The organism is Sporomusa sp. (assembly GCF_057736855.1).
Genome location: NZ_JBYKYF010000020.1, coordinates 1 through 20,996, shown reverse-complemented (window position 1 = coordinate 20,996; position 20,996 = coordinate 1). Strand labels below are relative to the sequence as shown.

The 20,996-nt window shown below is 40.3% G+C and carries 19 protein-coding genes; 17 read left to right on the top strand and 2 right to left on the bottom strand.

Annotation, left to right across the window (positions count from 1 at the left end):
- Positions 1-287: 287 nt before the first annotated feature.
- The 13 genes from AC29Z1_RS02705 (at position 288) to cysC (ending at position 15,197) form a co-directional block, all read left to right on the top strand.
- Complete coding sequence (locus AC29Z1_RS02705) at positions 288-1,487, top strand: flagellin N-terminal helical domain-containing protein (protein WP_488269918.1); 1,200 nt, start codon at positions 288-290, stop codon at positions 1,485-1,487.
- A gap of 73 nt (positions 1,488-1,560) precedes the next feature.
- Entirely contained in the window at positions 1,561-3,471 is a 1,911-nt protein-coding gene (locus AC29Z1_RS02700; RefSeq protein ID WP_488269917.1) for a tetratricopeptide repeat-containing glycosyltransferase family 2 protein, read from the top strand.
- 40 nt (positions 3,472-3,511) lie between these two features.
- On the top strand, positions 3,512-4,561 hold the full coding sequence (locus AC29Z1_RS02695) for an NAD-dependent epimerase/dehydratase family protein (protein ID WP_488269916.1): 1,050 nt from the start codon (positions 3,512-3,514) through the stop codon (positions 4,559-4,561).
- Entirely contained in the window at positions 4,562-5,530 is a 969-nt protein-coding gene (locus tag AC29Z1_RS02690) for a hypothetical protein (protein ID WP_488269915.1), read from the top strand.
- Positions 5,531-5,585: 55 nt separating this feature from the next.
- A complete protein-coding gene (locus AC29Z1_RS02685; protein WP_488269914.1) occupies positions 5,586-6,305 on the top strand; it encodes an IspD/TarI family cytidylyltransferase in 720 nt (239 codons plus the stop codon).
- A gap of 23 nt (positions 6,306-6,328) precedes the next feature.
- On the top strand, positions 6,329-7,333 hold the full coding sequence (locus tag AC29Z1_RS02680; RefSeq protein ID WP_488269913.1) for a polysaccharide biosynthesis protein: 1,005 nt from the start codon (positions 6,329-6,331) through the stop codon (positions 7,331-7,333).
- Positions 7,330-8,193, top strand: a complete 864-nt coding sequence (locus AC29Z1_RS02675) for an SDR family oxidoreductase (RefSeq protein WP_488269912.1) — start codon at positions 7,330-7,332, stop codon at positions 8,191-8,193. Before AC29Z1_RS02680 ends, AC29Z1_RS02675 begins: the two co-directional genes overlap by 4 nt.
- 1 nt (position 8,194) lies before the next feature.
- The gene (gene wecB, locus AC29Z1_RS02670) at positions 8,195-9,322 is read left to right on the top strand and encodes a non-hydrolyzing UDP-N-acetylglucosamine 2-epimerase (RefSeq protein WP_488269911.1); all 1,128 of its coding nucleotides are present in this window, start codon (positions 8,195-8,197) and stop codon (positions 9,320-9,322) included.
- 10 nt (positions 9,323-9,332) lie between these two features.
- Positions 9,333-9,938, top strand: coding sequence for a hypothetical protein (locus AC29Z1_RS02665; RefSeq protein WP_488269910.1), 606 nt, complete (start codon positions 9,333-9,335; stop codon positions 9,936-9,938).
- A gap of 46 nt (positions 9,939-9,984) precedes the next feature.
- On the top strand, positions 9,985-10,923 hold the full coding sequence (locus AC29Z1_RS02660) for a hypothetical protein (RefSeq protein WP_488269909.1): 939 nt from the start codon (positions 9,985-9,987) through the stop codon (positions 10,921-10,923).
- A 46-nt stretch (positions 10,924-10,969) separates the two neighbouring features.
- A complete protein-coding gene (locus AC29Z1_RS02655; protein ID WP_488269908.1) occupies positions 10,970-12,232 on the top strand; it encodes a LicD family protein in 1,263 nt (420 codons plus the stop codon).
- Positions 12,233-12,289: 57 nt separating this feature from the next.
- Positions 12,290-14,629, top strand: a complete 2,340-nt coding sequence (locus tag AC29Z1_RS02650; protein ID WP_488269907.1) for a PEP-utilizing enzyme — start codon at positions 12,290-12,292, stop codon at positions 14,627-14,629.
- Positions 14,630-14,651: 22 nt separating this feature from the next.
- Positions 14,652-15,197, top strand: a complete 546-nt coding sequence (gene cysC / locus AC29Z1_RS02645; protein ID WP_488269906.1) for an adenylyl-sulfate kinase — start codon at positions 14,652-14,654, stop codon at positions 15,195-15,197.
- A 7-nt stretch (positions 15,198-15,204) separates the two neighbouring features.
- Here the strand turns inward: cysC and AC29Z1_RS02640 are convergent, their stop codons facing one another.
- On the bottom strand, positions 15,205-15,939 hold the full coding sequence (locus tag AC29Z1_RS02640; RefSeq protein WP_488269905.1) for a formyltransferase family protein: 735 nt from the start codon (positions 15,937-15,939) through the stop codon (positions 15,205-15,207).
- 13 nt (positions 15,940-15,952) lie between these two features.
- Positions 15,953-16,456 (bottom strand): hypothetical protein, encoded by a 504-nt coding sequence (locus AC29Z1_RS02635; RefSeq protein WP_488269904.1) that lies wholly within the window; start codon positions 16,454-16,456, stop codon positions 15,953-15,955.
- A 243-nt stretch (positions 16,457-16,699) separates the two neighbouring features.
- Here AC29Z1_RS02635 and AC29Z1_RS02630 point away from each other — a divergent pair, with 243 nt between their 5' ends.
- From AC29Z1_RS02630 to AC29Z1_RS02615, 4 genes are all read left to right on the top strand, one after another.
- Positions 16,700-17,293: a gamma-glutamyl-gamma-aminobutyrate hydrolase family protein gene (locus AC29Z1_RS02630; RefSeq protein ID WP_488269903.1), complete on the top strand. Its 594-nt coding sequence runs from the start codon at positions 16,700-16,702 to the stop codon at positions 17,291-17,293.
- Positions 17,294-17,323: 30 nt separating this feature from the next.
- Positions 17,324-18,118, top strand: coding sequence for a phosphocholine cytidylyltransferase family protein (locus AC29Z1_RS02625; protein ID WP_488269902.1), 795 nt, complete (start codon positions 17,324-17,326; stop codon positions 18,116-18,118).
- Positions 18,119-18,228: 110 nt separating this feature from the next.
- Positions 18,229-19,479 (top strand): glycosyltransferase, encoded by a 1,251-nt coding sequence (locus AC29Z1_RS02620; RefSeq protein ID WP_488269901.1) that lies wholly within the window; start codon positions 18,229-18,231, stop codon positions 19,477-19,479.
- Positions 19,472-20,815, top strand: a complete 1,344-nt coding sequence (locus tag AC29Z1_RS02615) for a glycosyltransferase (protein WP_488269900.1) — start codon at positions 19,472-19,474, stop codon at positions 20,813-20,815. Before AC29Z1_RS02620 ends, AC29Z1_RS02615 begins: the two co-directional genes overlap by 8 nt.
- Positions 20,816-20,996 lie beyond the last annotated feature (181 nt).

Here is a 20,996-nt window from a genome sequence, read left to right as displayed (position 1 = left end):
GTAACTGGTTGCAGTTTTTTCTATTTGGGGGCTGTCTTAACGCGACAGCCCCTTTTTTGTTAATCTATAGAGCTTGCGTTATTAAAAATTTATTTAGTTTTTTATAAATAGTCGAAAATGGGACAAATACAAAGAAATAATGAGATATTTGATAGTAATTTAAAACAATGAGAAAATGGAGGTCTAAATTAATTGGCGGCACAGCCGATATAATAAACAGAAGCTCAGTACATACTCCTGTACCGGCCGGACAGGATTCATGCTGAAGTATATTCTGCCAGGCATGGATGCCAAGGCATACTTACATTTCAAGGAGGAATAAAAGCATGATTATTAATCACAATATTGCAGCATTGAATACTTACAATCGTTTGTCTGCAAACAATACTCAAACCAACAAATCTTTAGAGAAGCTCTCTTCTGGTCTTCGCATTAACCGCGCTGGCGACGATGCTGCCGGTCTTGCAATTTCTGAAAAAATGCGTGGTCAGATCCGTGGTCTTGACCAAGCGCAACGTAACGCTCAAGACTCCATCTCCATGATTCAAACTGCAGAAGGTGCGTTGAACGAAGTTCACAGCATTCTTCAACGGATGCGCGAGCTGGCAGTACAAGCTGGTAACGATACCAACACTGATGTTGACCGCGCTGAGATCCAAAAAGAAATTAATCAGTTGACTGATGAGATTGACCGTATTGCTAATACTACCGAGTTCAACACTCAGAAACTGATTGACGGCAGCAAAAGAGGTCTTGTAGCAGCAGAAGATTCTAAGGCTACTCTGCAATTAAATACCAGAGCGGATATCAAACTTGATACTTATGGTAAGAATATTTCAGTAAGTGGAACCGTTATCATTACTCGTACCACTTCGGCTGCTGGTTTTAATGCAGGGGATTACTCGCTTGGTGATCCTGCTAAGGCTGGTTTTACAATTGACACTACTGATACTAGTGGTAAAACAATCAAGATTGGTAGTGAAACAATTAAATTAACTAACTCGCTGGCAAGTCTGGCTGTTGGTGAAAGCATCACCATTAGTGTTAAGGCTGCAGTTCAAGCTAATAATGTCGTTAGTTCGGCATTTAGCATGCAGATCGGCGCTAACAGCGGTCAGAACATCCTGGTAGGCATCAATTCGATGAAAGCTTCGGCCCTTGGCCTTCGCAATGATAAGGCAGAGGCGCTGGACATCACCTCCTATGAAAAAGCTACTGCTGCTATTACCACCATCAATAATGCAATAGAAATGGTATCGACCGAACGTTCTAAATTGGGTGCTATCCAAAATCGTCTGGAACACACCATTAACAACCTCGGTACTGCCAGTGAAAACCTCACCGCCGCTGAATCCCGTATTCGCGATGTAGATATGGCGAAAGAAATGATGAACTTCCAGAAGAACAACATTCTTTCACAAGCGGCACAGGCTATGCTTGCTCAAGCCAACCAACAGCCGCAAGGCGTTCTCCACGTACTCCGGTAATCCAAATTATATTACCCATAGAGGCCAGAGTGCATACTCTGGCCTTCTTTTGTAAGAAAGGACAGTAGGCATAATGAAAATATCGGCTTGCCTGATTGCGAAAAATGAAGAAAAGGTAATTGCCCGCTGTATTGAAAGCTATCGTACGGCTGTTGATGAAATTATTGTGGTTGATACGGGTTCCACAGATCAGACGGTAACGATCGCCAAAAAACTTGGGGCGAAAGTATTTTATTATAAATGGATTAATGATTTTGCTGCTGCGAAAAATTATGCGCTTAGCAAGGCCAAAGGAGACTGGATCGTTTTTTTGGATGCTGATGAATATTTTGGCGGAAATACTGGCTCAAATATTCGGTCAGTGCTGCAAAAAATTGATTCAGCCTATGACGGTATTCTTTGCAAAATGATTAATATCGATCGGGTAACAGGAAAAATATCTGATGAAATTACACAAATACGAGTTTTTAGAAATGATAAGCATATTCGTTATGAGAATCCAATACATGAGCACCTGCGGCACAAAAAAATGGGAGGAAAAGTCCATGTCTATGTAGCCGCACCTGAAGAATTGATGATCTATCATACTGGCTACTCAAATGTTGATTCGCGGGAAAAGGCCGTAAGAAATCTGGAAATTCTTTTAAGACAATTACCGGAAGCGCCTAAGAAACCGGAGTATTATCAATACATTGCTGATTGTTATGTTTCTCTCAAGGAATGGGATAAGGTCATCGAATATACAAATTTGGCGATGGAACATAAAGTTGAAATGCCAACCCATGCTATCAGGCCGTACCACAATCTGATTGATGCCATGCTGGGAGCCGGCTATCCGGTTGAGAAGATTATGGCTGTAGTGAATACAGCGATTAAAAAGTATCCTGATCATCCGTTATTTTATTTTTACAGAGGAAATTTGCTGTATGATGAGAAACGTTATGATGCTGCTTGCCGGGAATACCAGAAAGCCTTACAGCTTCATGAAAGTTATAATTCTATAGAAATCAATCCGTTGCCGGCTAATCTCTGGTTGATCTACAACAAACTGGGAATTATTAGCGAATACCGGGGGGATTACCAGGCAGCGGTCGAATATTATCAACAGTCGTTAGCGTTAGATAATGACAATGTACTATGCTTTGACAGGCTCATGATGCTAATACGCACCCAGCCGCCCCAGGATATTATTGTCTGCTTAAATAGCTTGTATGACAGGACTAAAGAGGCTGATTTAAACTTTTTGACAACCAATCTGGTCAACCATCCGGTACCTAAGGTGCTAGCGTACTATACCAGTCTGCGGCAGAAACGGTATCCCCAAGAAGATTTTGTTGTGCTTAATATGCTGGCAGCTAACGGCTATTATGACAAAGCCTTTCCGGTGTTCCTCAGCAGCTATAGTGAAGACGGGGATGAGCGTTTGGCAGCCGCAGCTGCGGCTACGGCGCTCTTAAGTGGGAATGAAGCATATGTCGGTCAGTGTATGGCGGTCTTGCCGCCTGTATTTACCGATATCATTAAGGCCTTTTGCGGTGCTGCGCAGGAACTAGCTCTTGAAGCGCTTCCTGCCTATCGGTTGCTTGTTAAGTTATTTACCTTATGGGGTACTCCCGCTGCATTGGGACTATTAATTGAGCTGCTTTATTTATTCTCTGATAAGGTGCAGGCAGCCATGCAGACAGGCCGATGCTTGCTGGATGATGGCTACTATAACTATGCACTAAGCGTGTTTGACTGGGCGTTGGAACAAGCTGACGCTATGCCTGATAAGGTTTTGCATTATAGCCGAGGCTATTGCCTACACCAATTGAATCATCCGGCCGCTGCCGTTGAGGCGTTTATTAAGGCGTATGAGGCTGGTTACCGGGTTAATGATATTTATGAGTTTTTGCGGTGGAATGTTGATAAGCTTGGCGAAGGCAGTGTGAAAAAGCAGGTTGAAAAAATCTTGCAGGCTGAGAAGAGTGAGATGGTTAATTAGGGTAGATGGATCATTTGTTAAACGAAAGTAGTGAGTTTGCTTGGCTAATCGTGTCTTACATGAGGATATTGAACAAATTATTTCTGACCCGTCCATTCCATGGCGTGAGTTCTCTAATACAACAGTGCTTGTTACTGGTGCTACCGGGTTAATTGGTACTGCGCTTGTCAGGGTATTAGCTGCTGCAAGAAAAAAATACCAGATAAATCTTAGGATTATTGGCAGTGGCAGAGATGCCAATACAGGCGATATGTTGACGAGAGAGTATGGATTGGATATGTTTATTAACGCAGATATTCGTCATCCTTCATTTATGAAAGCCATCTCCATTACAGTGGATTATATCTTCCACTGTGCGGCAATTACCCAGTCCGCAGCTATGGTGGCAAAACCGGTTGATGTCATAACTACAGCTGTGGACGGTACAAGGAATATATTGGAACTTGCTAGACAATGCCACTCTCTCAGTGTCGTCTATTTGTCGTCAATGGAAGTTTATGGACTGACAGAGTTTGTACAGGTGAGGGAAACCGATTTAGGCTATTTGGATTTGTCTAATCCCAGGAGCAGTTATCCTGAGAGCAAACGGCTTTGTGAGAGTTTGTGTACTGCCTATTTCGTGCAGTACGGTGTTCCGGTAAAGGTCGCGCGGTTGGCGCAAGTTTTTGGGGCAGGAACACCGCAAACAGATACGCGAGTGTTTGCCCAATTTGCGCGCAGCGTGATCGCTGGGAAAAATATTGTGCTGCATACCGAGGGGAAATCCAGAGGTAATTACTGCTACTTAGCTGACGCAGTACGCGGTTTGCTGAAACTCCTGGTAAACGGTGCCGATGGCCAAGCCTATAACATTGCAAACCCAGAGGCAAGCATGACTATACGGGAAATGGCAGAACTGGTTGCCAACGAGTTTGGCCAAGGCAAAATAAAGGCAGTGATCGAGATACCCAGTGACATCGAAAAACGCGGTTATCCGCCAGATGTCGGTTTCAAGCTCAATGCAGACAAGCTGATGGCATTGGGGTGGCAGCCTAAATATGGGCTGACTGATATGTACAGACGAATGATTGCGGATTGGCAGGGAATGTGAATGCGAAAGTTTCAGCAGAAACAAATATTAGAAGGAATCCAAACCCTAAAAGAAGCTAACGAAGAAATAAGTCAGCTACTATTACAGCAAAAAACTAACAGCATCATAAATCTTCTGGCTGATTGTCAGGAGTTTGTTGTGCATATCGATAGTTTTATCGAAAATATTGCTGGAACAGGGACTCGTACGGCGGCTTTACTGGAGGAATATATTAGGCAGCTGTATGAAGCCAGTCTAACCGTTAATGCCGGAGACAAGAAACATAATTTTCTCAAACAATTACGCACGCAGCTCCATAAGATTGAACAAAGTGTCAAAAGTGAATTGAAACCAAACAAACTCGAAATCGTATTTTTCCCTTATAAAGCTTCCATGTTTGATTGTATGGAGTCTGTTTGGCTGGCCGCGAAGGATGACCCTCAGTGTGACGCTTATGTAGTTCCTATTCCCTACTATGACCGGCTGCCCGGCGGCGCATTAGGGCAGATGCATTATGAAGGCGGACAATATCCCGATTATGTGCCGGTAGTGGATTGGAAGATTTATAATGTCGAGGAGCGGCGGCCGGATATTATTGTTGTCCATAATCCCTATGATGACGCTAATCTGGTTACTAGTGTACATCCAAATTTTTATTGCAAACGATTGAAAGATTTTACGGATTTGTTGGTGTATATTCCTTACTTTGTTGTGCAAGATCAGATACCAGAGCATTTTTGTGTTCTCCCTGGTACGGTGTATGCAGACAAAGTTATTGTGCAGTCAGAAAAAGTCCGGCAGACATATATTCGAGTGTTCAAGGAGTTTGAGACTAAAAATAACTGTAAGGACATATTTGGAAAACCTGAGGATAAGTTTGTCGCGCTTGGCTCACCGAAGTTTGATAAAGTTTTGCAAACCAAGCGAGAAGATGTAACTATTCCTGAAACTTGGCAGCGGCTTATAGAAAAGTCAGAAGATTACTTTTAGGCGTTGTTGATGTAACTGCTATGTGATTAACATTGTTTAATAGGAGGCAAATGCGTTGGTAACAGCTCTTATCTTTGCGGGTGGCACAGGACAGCGAATGAATGCCCGCGCCAAACCTAAACAATTCCTTGAACTACATGGAAAACCGATTATTCTTTATACATTGGAACATTTTGAGGAACACTCTGAAGTTGACAATATTGTCGTAGTCTGTTTGGAAAGCTGGATTGACGAACTAAAACTTTGGCTTAGACGCTATGACTTTCGAAAAGTAACGCGAATTGTACCTGGCGGTGCCACAGGTCATGAATCGATCTATAACGGGCTTAAAGCCATGCAAGGCTTATGTGAGCCTGAAGATATTGTTTTGATTCATGATGGAGTGCGGCCGCTTATTAACGAGGAAATTATTTCGACTAACATCGCCAAGGTGAAAAAATGCGGTACTGCCATAACGGTTGAACCAGTGATTGAAAGCGTCATCTATAGCGAGCAAGGGGATTTAATCAGTGCTGTTCCTGATCGCAGCAAGATGTATATTGCCAAGGCTCCCCAGACATTTAGGTACGGTGTAATCTGGGAATTGCATCAAAAAGCGCAACAGGATAAATTTATTTCCATTGATTCTGCACATCTATGCAGTACTTACAGCGTAGAGCTGCACATGGTGATAAGTCCTCCCAATAATATAAAGATTACATCACCAGCTGATTATTATATATTTCGTGCCTTGTACGAAGCCAGAGAAAATCAGCAAATTTTGGGAATAATATGAGGCCTAATGGGGTGGATTTTGTTATGTTTAAAGATGCTACGCTTATGATAACAGGTGGTACCGGATCTTTTGGTAACGCGGTTTTGAAACGGCTTTTGAATACTGATATTAAGGAAATTCGCATCTTTTCTCGTGATGAAAAAAAACAGGATGATATGCGCAGACAGTACCGTAATCAGAAAATTAAATTTTTCATCGGTGATGTTCGGGATATGCAGAGCATCAGGAATGCAATGTATGGCGTTGATTATGTCTTTAATGCAGCAGCTTTAAAGCAGGTACCTTCTTGCGAATTTTTCCCGATGGAAGCTTTGAAGACGAATTGCATCGGCACTGATAATGTTTTGAATGCAGCTATCGAGGCAGGGGTCAAAAAAGTGGTGTGCCTGTCTACTGACAAGGCGGCTTATCCAATTAATGCAATGGGTATTTCAAAGGCTATGATGGAACGCATATTTGTAGCAAAATCAAGGACTACGGACCGGACACTCATTTGCGGGACCCGTTACGGCAATGTTATGTGTTCGCGCGGGTCAGTGATACCCCTGTTCGTTGAGCAAATTAAAAGCGGTAAACCATTGACGGTTACCGATCCGACAATGACGCGGTTTTTAATGAGCTTGGATGAAGCAGTGGATTTGGTGTTTTATGCCTTTGAACACGCTGAATCGGGTGATATTCTGGTGCAGAAAGCTCCTGCTTGTACCATCGGCGATCTGGCTCAGGCTGTAAAAGAATTGTTTAACGCTGACAATCCTATTAACTATATAGGTATCCGGCATGGAGAAAAATGTTATGAGACATTGCTGACTAGAGAAGAGTGCTTACACGCCGTTGATTTAGGTAGTTTTTATCGTGTGCCGTCTGATAACCGTGATCTCAATTATGAACAATATTTTGAAAAAGGCATGACCAGTGCGGCAAAAATAGGTGAATTTAATTCTAATAATACGCTGCAACTAACTGTTGAGCAAATAAAAGACAAGCTACTGACAACAGATTATATTCGTGAGGAGCTGGCTAAATGAAAGTAATCGTGCTTGGAGCTGGCGGCATGGCTGGTCATGTTATTGCGCTAAGCCTGACGGCAAAGGGGCATTGCGTCACCGGGCTTGCCAGAAGGAATTTACCTTTCTGTGAAACTGTTGTAGCTGATGTCCGGGATATCAAAACATTGGAGTCCGTGCTCAGACGCAATACCTTTGATGCGGTGGTCAATTGTGTTGGGATATTGAACCAAGCTGTGGATGCCAGTCCGTATACTGGCATTTGGCTGAATAGCTGTTTGCCGCATTTGCTGGCCGAACTGACAGCTAACATGCCTACCCGTGTAATTCATCTGAGTACCGACTGTGTCTTTTCGGGTCATGAAAATGGTGGTTACCGGGAGGAAAGCTTTCGCTCTGCCGATACTCTTTATGGCAGGTCAAAAGCATTAGGTGAACTCAATGATAGCAAAAACCTGACATTTCGTACCTCCATTATTGGACCGGATATTAATGAAAATGGCATTGGATTGTTTAATTGGTTTATGAGGCAGGACGGTCTGGTACATGGCTACACACGCGTTATTTGGACAGGCGTGACAACGATTGTTCTGGCAGAAGCGATTGCCTTGGCTTTGGAGTGTAAACTAACCGGGCTGTATCACTTGGTTAATGGTGAGAAAATCGATAAGTACAATCTGCTGCGGTTATTCAACTCGTTAAGAAATAATCCGCTTCGTATTCAGCCCGATGCAAGGGTGTGTGAAGATAAATCTTTGGTAAATAGCCGAACAGATTTTCCATTTAAAGTTCCTACTTATAAACAGATGGTGGCTGACATGGGGCAGTGGATTAATACTCATAAGGAACTGTACCCGCATTATCGCGTTAAGGAGCAGTAGTATGAAAAAATTGAAATTGATGACCATTGTCGGAACCAGACCGGAATTGATCCGTCTATCAGAAACGATCAAGAAAGCAGACCGTTATTTCGAACACATTTTTGTCCATACCGGACAGAATTACGACTATAATTTAAATGAAATTTTTTATCAGGATTTGGATATCCGCAAGCCTGACTATTACTTGAATGTTGTTGGCGATGACCTGGGACAGACTATAGGAAATATCATCGCTAGAACTTATGCATTGCTGGCAGAAGTAAATCCAGACGCACTTTTGATACTGGGAGATACTAATTCGGCGTTATCTGCCATTTCTGCGAAACGGTTAAAAATTCCTATCTTTCATATGGAAGCAGGCAATCGTTGTTTTGACGAAAATCTGCCTGAGGAGATAAATCGCCGCATTGTCGATCACATCAGTGACGTTAATCTGCCGTATACGGAACATGCCCGGCGCAATCTGCTGGCAGAAGGGGTGCGCAAAGAGTTTATTTATGTAACAGGCTCGCCGATGGCGGAAATTATAGCCGTAAATAAGGAAAAGATTGCAGCAAGTGCGGTGTTAACCAGAATGAATCTAAAAGAAAAGCAGTACATCGTATTTTCTGCTCATCGGGAAGAAAATATTGACAACCCTGCAGCATTTATGAGCCTGATGCAAGTCATCAATGCATTAGCGGACACCTATGGTATGCCGGTTATTTATTCTGTGCATCCTCGAAGTGCGAAGTTCATCAAAGAACGCAATGTCAAGTTTCATGCTTTGGTGCGAGAGCTACCGCCATTCTCTTTTACCGATTACAGCAAACTGATGCAGTATTCTTACTGTGTAGTTTCCGACAGTGGAACGCTGCCGGAGGAATCGGCCATTAGCGGCTTTCCGGCGGTAAGCATCCGAACTTCAACCGAGCGACCGGAAAGCTTAGATAAAGGCGCATTTATTCTTGGTGGCATTAGCGCTGAATCTGTATTGCAATCAGTCAATATGGCAGTAACTATGCACGCTGCTGGTTACTGTCATAGTACGGTGCCTGATTATACTGACTTGAATGTATCGGACAAGGTTATCCGAATTATTCAGGGTTATGTCGATGTTGTTAATCGGAGAATCTGGGGAAAAGCGTAGGAGGTTGCCCATGACAAGAAAAGTAATTTTTTATAATACAACGATTAGTGGGCTACTTAGTGGCGATATGGCCTATCTGAAAAAGATTCGGGCTACACTTGCGTTTTTTCGCGAACGAAAGGATGTGGTTCTGCTTTGGCGGCCACACCCACTGAATGAAGCTACCTACCAGTCGATGCGTCCCGAGTTGCTAGATGCGTATAAACAGATCATTTTTGACTATCAACAGGCTGGATGGGGAATTTATGATGATACACCTGAACTACACCGTGCTATTGCGATTAGCGATGCCTATTATGGTGATATGAGTTCAGTTGTACCTTTATTTATTGCTACCGGCAAACCGGTTATGATTCAAAATATACATGAGTATCACTCGTCAGAGCCGTATATACTGCCAACATGTCTATATATTGATGATGAATTTATTTGGTTTACAATCTGCGGAAAAAACGGTCTGTTTCGTATGGATAAGCGAACTGGGAAGTCAAAGTTTGTTGCTAATTTCCCCGGTTTTTTTGATAATGGCTATAATATATTTTATAATACTATGGCAAAAGTCTCAGATACAATGTATTTTACTCCCGGTGCGGCAGACAGTATTGTAATGTTATAATTTAACTGATAAATCTTTTGCTTCTGTTAATATTAACCCTCCCAGCATGCATTTTCCTGAAGTAGAGTATAACGAAACCCGTAAATTCCATAATGTTTTTGTCTATAAAAATAAAGTGTTTTTTATTGGTTGTTCATATCCTGGCATTGTTTGCTTGGATACCTTGAAAGGAAAGATAGAGTACTATACAGAGTGGGTGTCTGAATTTGTAGGACAACTGGAACCAGGGGGGTGTGATTTGCTTTTTGCTTCTTGCAGAGGTCCTTCTGTTATTATGGCAGTATCCTTTTTTACGAATTCGGTGCTTTCGTTTGATCTAGAAACTTGTCAAGCAATGGTACATAAAATTAGTGATAAAGTGACTGGCTGGACTGATATATGTTTTGATGGCACATATTATTGGCTCACCCCAAAAAATGAAATTGCAATTGTTCGTTGGAATTTCGCAAATAATGAGGTCGTAGAGTTCAGAGATTTTCCGGATAATCTTGAATCAAGAGAATATTGTTTTAGAAAAATAATATGTACTTATGATAACATCTGGTTGTTTCCCTTCAAAGGGAATATGGTACTAAAAGTCAATAAACATAGTGGGAGAGTGACAATAGTAAGGGAATTTAATTCTGTCCCTGATGCATATAGCTGGTATTTTTCTGCGCATTTGTATGGTGAAAAAATATATGCTATTCCCGTACAGGGCAATGTTATTGAAGAATATGATGTAAAATCCGATGTTTTGACTATGCATACAGTGCGTGTTGAAGACATTTCAACTGAAGTAGCTGATGTGAATAAAACAACGCCTACTTCTTTACTGTATCGGGAAGGTGGATGGCTTTCTATGAATCAGTTTCTTAACCTAGTTAACAGCAATACATTATATAGTGGAAGTGTACAGCAGAATGGTGTAAGCACTTTTTCAATAAATCGCGGTTCAGCAGGCCGCAATATTTACGATTTCATAAAGGCCAAATCACTATTGTAATAGACTTTGACCAAATGTATGACAAAGGGAGTGAGGAGGGTAACAGATGTTGCAACAAATCATCATTTTTGGTGCTGGGAACGATGGTCGGGAGGCGTTGAAATATTTTGGGCACGAGAATGTTTTTGCTTTTGTAGATAATAATCCGGCATTAGTCGGAAAATATATCGAGGGTAAACCAGTTTTTTCTTTTGAGGAACTAAAGTCTATTTATGCTAGAGATAGCGAGTCGGAGAGCATTATGTTTGATGTGGTTATTGCGGTATCTTATAGTAAATGGGCGATGCATGAGATAGCCGCACAACTCAAACAGATTGGTATTAATAACTTTAGCCTCTTTATCGATATTAAGCGCCGGTGGCCTAGTGGTGCAGAGTTTATCCATCGAAACAGAGAGGTTTATCCTTGTGAACAGGAGGCGCTGCATAAGATATACTTGGCGCAATATGAGTGGCTGCTGCGTCATACTGATCCAACTAAGCTATTGCCAGCAACAGGTGAGTTACGCAAACGGCAGCTGGAAAATCTTGGGATGGTAGTAAAACTTATGGATGAAATGAAACCAATAGATGTCAAACCATTTCTTATTGATGGATCGCTATTGGGAGCAGTTCGCCACAAAGGTTATATACCTTGGGATGATGATTTGGATTTTGGGGTTTTACGCGCGGAATACAGCCGGATTTATCAATTTTTACTGAAACGCTGCAGTTTTTATTTATTTGAAGAAGAAGGCTGGATTAAGCTTAATCCAGATTTGTTTCCAGATGACGAGGCATGTGAAATCATTGCTATATGTAATATCGATTGGATTCACATAAGACGGGTTGTTTGTCCTGCAAAGGGTAAGGTGGTAACATTCGAGGATTTCGTAAAGTACTCGGAAGTCTTAGCAGACTTCAAGCCGTTTGATTATTATCCTGATTCATTTACTGATGCGGATTATGTATCATATTGCCGATCCTGGCATAGTAGATTAAATAGTAAGTGTGATCCAACATTAACAAAAGCTTGGCTTGCGTCGCTTAAAGATAGAAATATGCATCCGATAAAAAGTACTCGACTTGGTCTATCAGTAGCTAACAATTGTTTTAGTATGTGGCCTGATAAATATTTGCAAAATTGTCTTTGGAATACCGCTGACTTATTTCCGTTGCAAAAGCTAGAGTTTGAAAACGTTTTGCTTTATGCGCCAAGTAATCCGAACATTTGGCTATCTCGCCGGTATGGTGAAAATTATATGCAGTTGCCATTACGTACAGGCGTTTATGTGCATGATAAAGACAAAATATTTACTGAAATTTACTAAATAATTATATAGTTGTTAATAGTTAAAGAAACATGTTATTGATGTGAGGAGAGCAGTATGTTGTTTAGCAGCAAAGGGCAAACGCTTGCCTATCTACGCGATAAACTAAGCCTGTCAACAATACTTCCGTTGCACATAGTCAAGGGAACGGACTATTTAACTGATCCTCAAGGGATGGTTGCAGCTTTGCAACAAGCCTTTTTTGGACAGCAATTGATTGTTCGTTCATCTTGTAGTCAAGAAGACAGCACAGAAAAGTCAATGGCTGGAGCGTTTTTAAGCATAGCCAAGGTAGATGCCTCTAATGGCAAAGCGGTGAAAGCAGCCATTGAGCAAGTCTTTGCTTCTTATAAAACAGATATATCTCGTGAAACGGTTTTAGTACAACCGTTTCTAAATGATATTCGCCTTTCAGGAGTTGCTTTTACCTGTGATATAAACACGTATGCTCCTTATTATGTAATTAATTTTGCGGAGAGTAATGATACAGCGGCGGTTACAGGCGGTACTACTAATGAAACCAAAACATTCATTGCGTATAAAAAGGGATTAGATTATGTACGTGATCCTCTCATGCTGCAATTGATAGCTGCTTTTCGTGAATTAGAACAGCTTTGCAGCAATGAGTATCTAGATATTGAATTTGCTGTTACGAAAGAAAATTCAATAATTGTTTTTCAAGTCCGTCCGATCATAAAAAAGAATAAACAAACCTCAGTTCTAATAGATCTGGATACTCCCCTAAATAAACTCTATAAGAAAGTCGAGAAATTGATGCGCCCTCATCCATTTCTAATGGGCAAAACAACCTGTTTCGGCGTTATGCCGGACTGGAATCCTGCCGAAATATTGGGCATTCGCCCTAAGAAACTAGCTATTTCTCTATATAAGGAATTGGTAACTGATAATATCTGGTCACGCCAAAGGGATAGTTACGGCTATAGGGATTTGACCTCTCATCCGCTTATGGTGTCCTTTTGCGGCGTTCCTTATATTGATGTCAGAGTGACTTTCAATTCTTTTATTCCTAAAAGCCTACAGCCGGATATAGCGGACAAGCTAGTAAACTACTATATTCAGAGGCTCAAAGAATATCCAGCATATCATGATAAGGTAGAGTTTGCTATTGTTTACTCTTGTTATTATATCGGACTACCTAGGCATTTACAGAAGCTCCAGCATTATGGCTTTACTGAAAATGAAATCAAGCGAATTGAATTTTCGCTGTTATGTCTGACTAATGATATTATTCATCCGGAACATGGCTTTTGTCGGAAAGATATTGAGAAAATAGCGATTCTCACGGACAAACACAATAAGATTGTGAAAAGCAATATCTCGGTTATTGATAAAATTTACTGGCTTATTGAGGAATGTAAGAACTATGGGACTCTTCCTTTTGCAGGAGTTGCTCGTGCTGCATTCATAGCTGTCCAATTTTTACGATCTTTTGTTGATTGTGGTATATTGAGCGAAGCTGAATATCATGCGTTTATGGCCTCATTGAACACTGTCAGCAAAGAGATGAGACGAGATCAGAATGCGCTTTGTTCAGGAAAACTATCCAAAGAAACTTTTCTTTCTAAGTATGGACATATCCGTCCCGATACATACAATATTCTTTCGCCACGTTATGATGAAGCCTATAATCTATATTTTGCTAATGCTAAGAATACAGAGGTTGTTGATTCCAACAACTTTGTTTTTAGCAAAGCACAGTTGGAGCATATTCAATGGGAACTGGATCAAAACGGATTTTTATTATCGGCAGAAGAGTTGATTAGCTTTATCAAAGCGGCAATTGAAGGACGCGAATATCTGAAATTTGTTTTTTCGCGTTCGGTAAGTGAGATATTGAAACTGATCAAAGAACTGGGAGAGCGACTAAATATCAGTGTTGAGGATATGGCTCATTTAGATATTAGCCTTTTGAAGCAGTTGTATGTTGACCTTTATTTTGGTAATCTAGGAGAAGTATTAAGAAACAACATAATGATGAACAAACGGCAATTTGAATGTGCTGCTACTCTTAAACTGCCATGTATTATTAGGTCGCCGGAAGAAGTGTATTCGTTTTACTTGCTTGAAGATGAGCCCAATTATATTACGGCAAAAGTGGTTTCCGCCGAGGTTGTATGTTTAGATGAAACAAAGGAGACCGAATTTAGTGGCAAAATTGTATTTATTTCATCAGCAGATCCAGGATATGATTTCTTGTTTTCCAAGAATATCGCCGGCTTAGTGACCGAGTTTGGCGGTGCCAATTCTCACATGGCCATTAGATGCGCCGAACTGTCAATCCCAGCTATTATTGGGGCTGGCAGCAAGTATGCAGAGTGGAAGCAATACAAGAGAATTACGATAGATTGCCTGAATCGAAGTGTTAAAGAATTGTAATTTTTGCAAGGAGATAAAAGATATGGTAACTGCTAGATTGAAGAGACCTTTGGCGCTGTGCATGACAGGAATAAGCGGCAGCGGCAAAACTACTTTGGCCAATGCGATTGCAAAAAAATTAAAAAGCCTTGGCGTTCTGCTTGATGTGATCGATGGCGATGACACACGCGAAATGATCGGCAATCTATTTGGTCATTCCAGAGAAGAACGAATGAAAATGAGCCGGGTCAATCAGGCAATTGGTCATTATTTACTGCGCAACAATGTCGGCTTTATCCTGGCAGTAGTAGCACCGTATGAGGAAATGAGAAGCCAGTTCCGCCAGTTTTTCGGAGAAGCATACGTACAGGTGTATGTCAAGGCTTCCGTGGCAACATGTATTGAACGTGATGTAAAAGGGCTATATAAAATGAGTCGCGAGGGAGACCTAGAACACCTGAACGGAATGGACGATTTGTTTGAGGAACCACAACATAACGAACTGGTCATTGATACAGAAATGTCCAGCGTTGAAGAAGCTAGCACTCTTGTCATTGAGTATTTGTACGCAAAAGGCTATATTGAGTAGAGTTAAATTAGGAATTGCCGTCCTTTTGTATATCTTGCTTTAGCAAAACAATATGTTTTAAGACTGGATGAATGATGAAGTAGGTTTTAGCATTTTGATTTGACTGGGGGATGAGGAGAAATCTCCCGTTCGAGACATATTGCATAAGAGCATCGAGAAGCACTTCAGCCCTTATGTAAGGTTCATAAAGATAGTCGATATTTATTCCTTTTGGCGGCATGGGAAATTCTTTGTAACTAATCACATTGCCTTCATCTAAACCCGGAGTTAGTATGATTGCACTAGCTCCGCAACGGTTTTCTTGAAGCAAACTATAGTAGATAGTGGTACTTCCGCGATATTGAGGCAGCCTTCCGGCATGAACATGGATGAACGTTTTGCCCAATGTGAATAAATGGGGTTTTAAAATTTGGCCGCCAAATCCGGAATAGATCAGGTAATCTTCTGGTATTTTTGCAATTTTCTGTGCCGAAAGTTCGCTGTTAATATTTTCTGATGTAATATATTCTACAGCGATTCCATATTTTTTTGCGGTATAAAGCAAAGGTTCATCTAATTCAAAATATGTATTTGATTGGTTTGGAGGCTCAATATAATTTGCTGCTTCGTCATCCCATTTCTGAGGATTATTGCTCAGCAAATATATTTTATTTATATTCAGGTTATTTTTACACAGATGCTGTAAGTACGCTTTGCTTCTAGCAGATGGCGCGGCAATCATTGCAAAATGATTTAGTTGCATTATCAAAGTCCTCCTAAACCCAGTTTATGTTATTTTTGGCAAGCAGTTTTTTTACTTCCATTACTTCAAAAGAAATAACTTGCTTTAAAAGTAGATATAATGGTTCAGTAGGTGCTTTTTTGCACAAAGAATCCTGAGATAATAAAGTATCATTTACTTTTAGTAAAGCGTTAAGGTATATAAGATTTTGGTTATGCCGGTATGCTATAGTTAACAAATCAGCGAAAATAAGATATAGGCGTAAATCTCTGTAGTTCTGTTCTTTTGCCAATTTTAGTTCTGCGGTATAGTGCTTGTACAGCCGTTTGTGTACTTCAAAAGTTTTAATAACCGCATCCAGTTTTTTTAAAGTGTTTGGTAGATCGTTACCACTACTTAATTTTTCTCGTAGTGTCAATAGTAGTGGCAGTAAGCTTATGAAACCGTCATCTTGACATTGAGTCCTGTTCAAATCATTTGTTTCTGCTTCTAATTGATGCCAGAAGGTTTCTATGCATTGACTTTCTTGAGCGGTCATGGTTTGGTGCAGATACGGAGCTCTGGATAAAAAGTAGGTTTTGATGAAATTTATGCCTTCATAGGTCGTATACTCATATTTTTGAGGAAATTCAAGATTATCGGTTGTAATATATTGATAAATAGTTAGCCACCCTTTCTGTCCAAGTATTTTTATAAAGCATATTTTTATGTTCGCGTTTTCGCTTATGGTATCCTGCCTTACTATCTTATTATACGGAAAAACGTTATGAGGAGATTAGCAATGAAAAAGCTTCTATTCACACAGCGTGTTGAGATAATAAACAGTTATCATGAAAGACGCGATTGTGCAGACCAAAATATCGCTCGGTTTATTAGGGCTTGTGGCTATATTCCCATTCCTTTGAGCAACATTTCAGAACTAATTCCAGAATATATTAAATTTATAAGACCTGACGGGATTATTTTGACTGGCGGCAATGACCTACGCGAATATGGCGGCAATGCTCCTGAACGGGATTGTGTCGAACGGTTATTGCTTGATAGTGCGTTGCAATACGGCATACCGCTTTTGGGTTATTGTCGCGGAATGCAGTTAATTGCGACGTATTTTGGGGCAAAGCTTGAAAAGGTAACAGGACATGTTGCAACACGCCACATGCTTTTGGGGCAGGAAAAACGTGTTGTAAATAGCTACCATAATTATGGAATTACAGAATTGCCGGAGCCTCTTAAAGTAATTGCGCAAACCGATGACGGTGTTATAGAGGCGTGTAAACATAGCGAGAAAGCGATTGTTGGAATTATGTGGCACCCGGAACGTGAAAATCCGTTTGAGCGTGCGGATATAGAGCTTGTACAAAACATCTTTCAGTAAAATATCACGCTAATGAGAGGTTGGTAAATTATGAAAGCCATTATATTAGCCGCAGGACAAGGAACAAGATTAAAAAAATATACACAAGACTTGCCAAAGGGTATGTTGGTATTTCAAGGAAAAACTATCATTGAGAGACAAATTGAGCTATATCAAAAATGTGGAATAAACAATATTATTATCGTCCGGGGCTATGCTGCTGATAAGATTAACTATAAGAATGTTCGGTATTATACTAATGAAGCTTACTGCACAACCAATATGGTAATATCACTCTTAACAGCGAAGGCAGAGTTTGATGATGATATTATAGTAAGCTATTCAGATATTTTGTTTGATGAGCATTTGCTGAAAACAATGATAGTAGCTAAAGGCGATTTTGCAGTTGCCGTTGATGATAATTGGAAAGAATATTGGCAGAAACGTTATGGACGAGTGGATGTGGATACAGAAAGCCTTGTTATTAACAAGGATAATCATATTATTTCGCTTGGTTTGGAAAACCCTTTACCGCATTTAATTGATGCTCGTTATATTGGGCTTTTGAAATTTTCCAAGGCAGGCTTGCAATCTATTTTAGAAATTATGGACAGGAACTATAACACCTATAGAGACAGGCCATGGCAGCAATCGGGAAAACATATTCAGCAAGCAAGTATGACAGACTTACTAAATGCACTTATTCAAGAAAAAAATACGGTAGAGGCAATTCGCTTTCAAAATGGATGGATTGAATTTGATACGAATGAGGACTACGAGAAGGCATGTGAGTGGTGTGCTGATGGTAGTGTAAGGATTTTCCTTAAGGATATTGAATGCATATAAAAAAAAGACAATCCTAGCATGCTAGACAGCGATATTGGCAAAGTGGGAGCTTGTTGTTACGGCAGATGAAAAGGATTGAATGATTAGATTAGCTAATTGGAGAGAAAACCATGAATATTACTTACGTAAACGATTGTGATTTGGCTGGTCGGCGGTTTAACGGATATGATTTGCATTTGTCACTAAATAAAAAGGGATACAATACTCAGCAATTGGTGTTGGAAAAAAAAAGTGAAGAACCGACAACTGTAACTTTAGTAGGCAGGCATGGAGCACATTTGCGAGCAGTACTTAAGAATCTTGAGTACCATTTGAGTATAGCAAATCTACTTTATCCATTTGGTAAGCTGTTAGCTGAGCATCCGATATTTCAAAGTTCGGATATTGTACATTATCAGTTAATTCATAATCAGGTACTTTCTCTTTTTGATTTTCCTGCTCTCACAAAAAGGAAGCCGTCCATATGGACTGTTCACGATCCGTGGATAGTAACTGGTCATTGTGTGCATCCGTGCGAATGCATGAGATGGCAGGATGGTTGTTTTGCTTGTTGCAACCTACAGGATGCAGCTTTCCCTATGAAACAAGATAACGCCAGTGCTATGTGGAAGATAAAAAAGGCTGTATATCGTGAGATGGATATTGACATTGTAGTTGCTTCGAAATTTATGGAGCATTATATTAGGAATAGCCCATTAACAGCACATTTTAAGCGAATACATAGGATTCCTTTTGGTATTGAAACTAGCAGCTTTTCTAAATCAGACAAAAATGAAGTTCGAAATCGTTGGCGGATTCCTCGCAATAATTTTGTTATCGGTTTCCGTAATGAGGTGAATGAAATTAAAGGGGTGCGTTATGTTGAGGAAGCGCTTGGCAAGTTAGTTTCCGATATCCCGATAACAGTGCTTACTGTTGGCAGTGGCGAATTGTCTGCAGAACTTTCTGCCAAGTATCAAGTTATAGAACTCGGCTGGCTAGAAGACATTTCGCTTTTAGCTGATTTTTATACTGCTTGCGATGTGTTTATAATGCCATCCCTTGCTGAGTCTTTTGGCCTGATGGCAATAGAAGCAATGGCTTCCGGTTGTCCAATCATTATATTTGAAGACACAGTATTATTTGATATAACATTTGCGCCGGAATGCGGGATTGCGGTTCCCTACAAGGATAGCGATAAGATACGAATGGCGATAGAACAACTTATTCGTAATCCTGCGGAACGTCAACAGCGTGGCGAAATGGGTAAAAGTATTGTTAGAGAACATTATCAATATAAAGATTATGTAAATTCTCATATTGAACTGTATCACGAGGTTATGGAGCGTAGGTATAAAAAATGGAGGTTCAATAATGACTAATCCTTTGGTTTCGATTGTGATTCCAGTATTTAATGGAGAAAACTATTTACGAGAGGCAATTGACAGTGCGCTTGCTCAATCTTATGATAATGTGGAAGTTGTTGTAATAAATGATGGCTCTAATGATCAGGGAGCGACTGAACGGATTGCTTTGTCGTATGGTGATAAAATCCGGTATTTTTATAAAGAGAATGGTGGCGTTGCTACGGCTCTTAACTTAGGAATACAAAAAATGCGAGGAGAATATTTTTCCTGGCTATCTCACGATGATTTGTATTATCCGCATAAAATTGCTAGACAAATTCAAGCTCTGCGTAAGCATGGTGATATGACCACAATTGTTCATAGTGATTATAACATTTTAGAGGATAGTTCCAAAACAGTTATCCCTGTGCAACAAAGTCATATTTATTCTATAGAGCGACTAACCAATTCGGTTTTTCCCGTTCTGCAGGGAATGATCCATGGATGCACTCTTCTTATTCATAGAAGTCACTTTGCTCGTGTGGGAATTTTTAGGGAAGATTTGGTTACTACACAGGATTATGATTTATGGTTTCGTATGTTGCGGTTTCAACGAACGTTGTATATTGACGAGCCGTTGCTATTAAGCAGGGTACATGATGCACAAGGAAGCCGAAATTTAGTTTGTCATCAATCTGAACGAGAACACTTATACATTAACTTTATTCAAACGCTGACAGAATCAGAAATGTGTTCTATGTATGGAACTCCGGTTAATTTTTATTCTAGAATGAGCTGTTTTTTGAAATCTGCCGGATTGGAAAAAGCCTATCGTTATGCAAATAAAAGATTGCAAGATACGGAGGTGCCAAGGAATATGACAGAGGAATTATCGCGGTTGGAACAGCAGATAAAGAAACTTTCCGATGGTAGAGCTGAAAGTATATGTATTTTCGGTGCGGGAGGATATGGAACCCAGCTATATCAAGAGTTAAAAAGACGATTAATTGTTGTCAAGTGCTTTGCTGATAACAATCCGGATAAATGGGGGTATCTTTTCGATTCTGTTAATTGTATTTCTCCACAGCAACTGTTTGAGGTAAAAGACACAACATTAATAATTGTAGCTATGCGGAGACCGGATGATGTGGTGGCTCAACTACGGTCAGCCGGTTGTCCTTATGTTACAACGAAACAGGTGCTTGACGAAATATTGTTTACGGTGCCACCTGTGAAATGGATTACAGCTTTGGAAAGTATTGAGGGGGTGGATTACTCTTCAAAAGAATCAGTCCTTCTAATTCAGAAATTTAATCAGGTCATTTTTGAAATATGTAAGTATTATGAGAGTAGGGTACCTGGGAAACATTAGGATATTTATTATCCTATGATAAACCTTGCAAGAATTATTGGAGGCCATTTAAAATGATAAGGGTTGCTTTAGTGGTTTATGGTATGCTTGGCGGTGGGATTGAAACTTTTTTATTAAACTTGGGTGTATATCTGAAAAAATGCCAGTATGATGTGACAATTGTAACGACAGAATGTCCTGG

Coding starts and splice junctions, on each gene's coding strand:
- AC29Z1_RS02665 (WP_488269910.1), top strand. CDS start 9,333: ATGACAAGAAAAGTAATTTTTTATAATACAACGATTAGTGGGCTACTT.
- AC29Z1_RS02635 (WP_488269904.1), bottom strand. CDS start 16,456: ATGACCGCTCAAGAAAGTCAATGCATAGAAACCTTCTGGCATCAATTA.
- AC29Z1_RS02640 (WP_488269905.1), bottom strand. CDS start 15,939: ATGCAACTAAATCATTTTGCAATGATTGCCGCGCCATCTGCTAGAAGC.
- AC29Z1_RS02620 (WP_488269901.1), top strand. CDS start 18,229: ATGAATATTACTTACGTAAACGATTGTGATTTGGCTGGTCGGCGGTTT.
- wecB (WP_488269911.1), top strand. CDS start 8,195: ATGAAAAAATTGAAATTGATGACCATTGTCGGAACCAGACCGGAATTG.
- AC29Z1_RS02680 (WP_488269913.1), top strand. CDS start 6,329: ATGTTTAAAGATGCTACGCTTATGATAACAGGTGGTACCGGATCTTTT.
- cysC (WP_488269906.1), top strand. CDS start 14,652: ATGGTAACTGCTAGATTGAAGAGACCTTTGGCGCTGTGCATGACAGGA.
- AC29Z1_RS02615 (WP_488269900.1), top strand. CDS start 19,472: ATGACTAATCCTTTGGTTTCGATTGTGATTCCAGTATTTAATGGAGAA.
- AC29Z1_RS02625 (WP_488269902.1), top strand. CDS start 17,324: ATGAAAGCCATTATATTAGCCGCAGGACAAGGAACAAGATTAAAAAAA.
- AC29Z1_RS02675 (WP_488269912.1), top strand. CDS start 7,330: ATGAAAGTAATCGTGCTTGGAGCTGGCGGCATGGCTGGTCATGTTATT.
- AC29Z1_RS02700 (WP_488269917.1), top strand. CDS start 1,561: ATGAAAATATCGGCTTGCCTGATTGCGAAAAATGAAGAAAAGGTAATT.
- AC29Z1_RS02660 (WP_488269909.1), top strand. CDS start 9,985: ATGCATTTTCCTGAAGTAGAGTATAACGAAACCCGTAAATTCCATAAT.
- AC29Z1_RS02655 (WP_488269908.1), top strand. CDS start 10,970: ATGTTGCAACAAATCATCATTTTTGGTGCTGGGAACGATGGTCGGGAG.
- AC29Z1_RS02705 (WP_488269918.1), top strand. CDS start 288: ATGCCAAGGCATACTTACATTTCAAGGAGGAATAAAAGCATGATTATT.
- AC29Z1_RS02690 (WP_488269915.1), top strand. CDS start 4,562: ATGCGAAAGTTTCAGCAGAAACAAATATTAGAAGGAATCCAAACCCTA.
- AC29Z1_RS02630 (WP_488269903.1), top strand. CDS start 16,700: ATGAAAAAGCTTCTATTCACACAGCGTGTTGAGATAATAAACAGTTAT.
- AC29Z1_RS02650 (WP_488269907.1), top strand. CDS start 12,290: ATGTTGTTTAGCAGCAAAGGGCAAACGCTTGCCTATCTACGCGATAAA.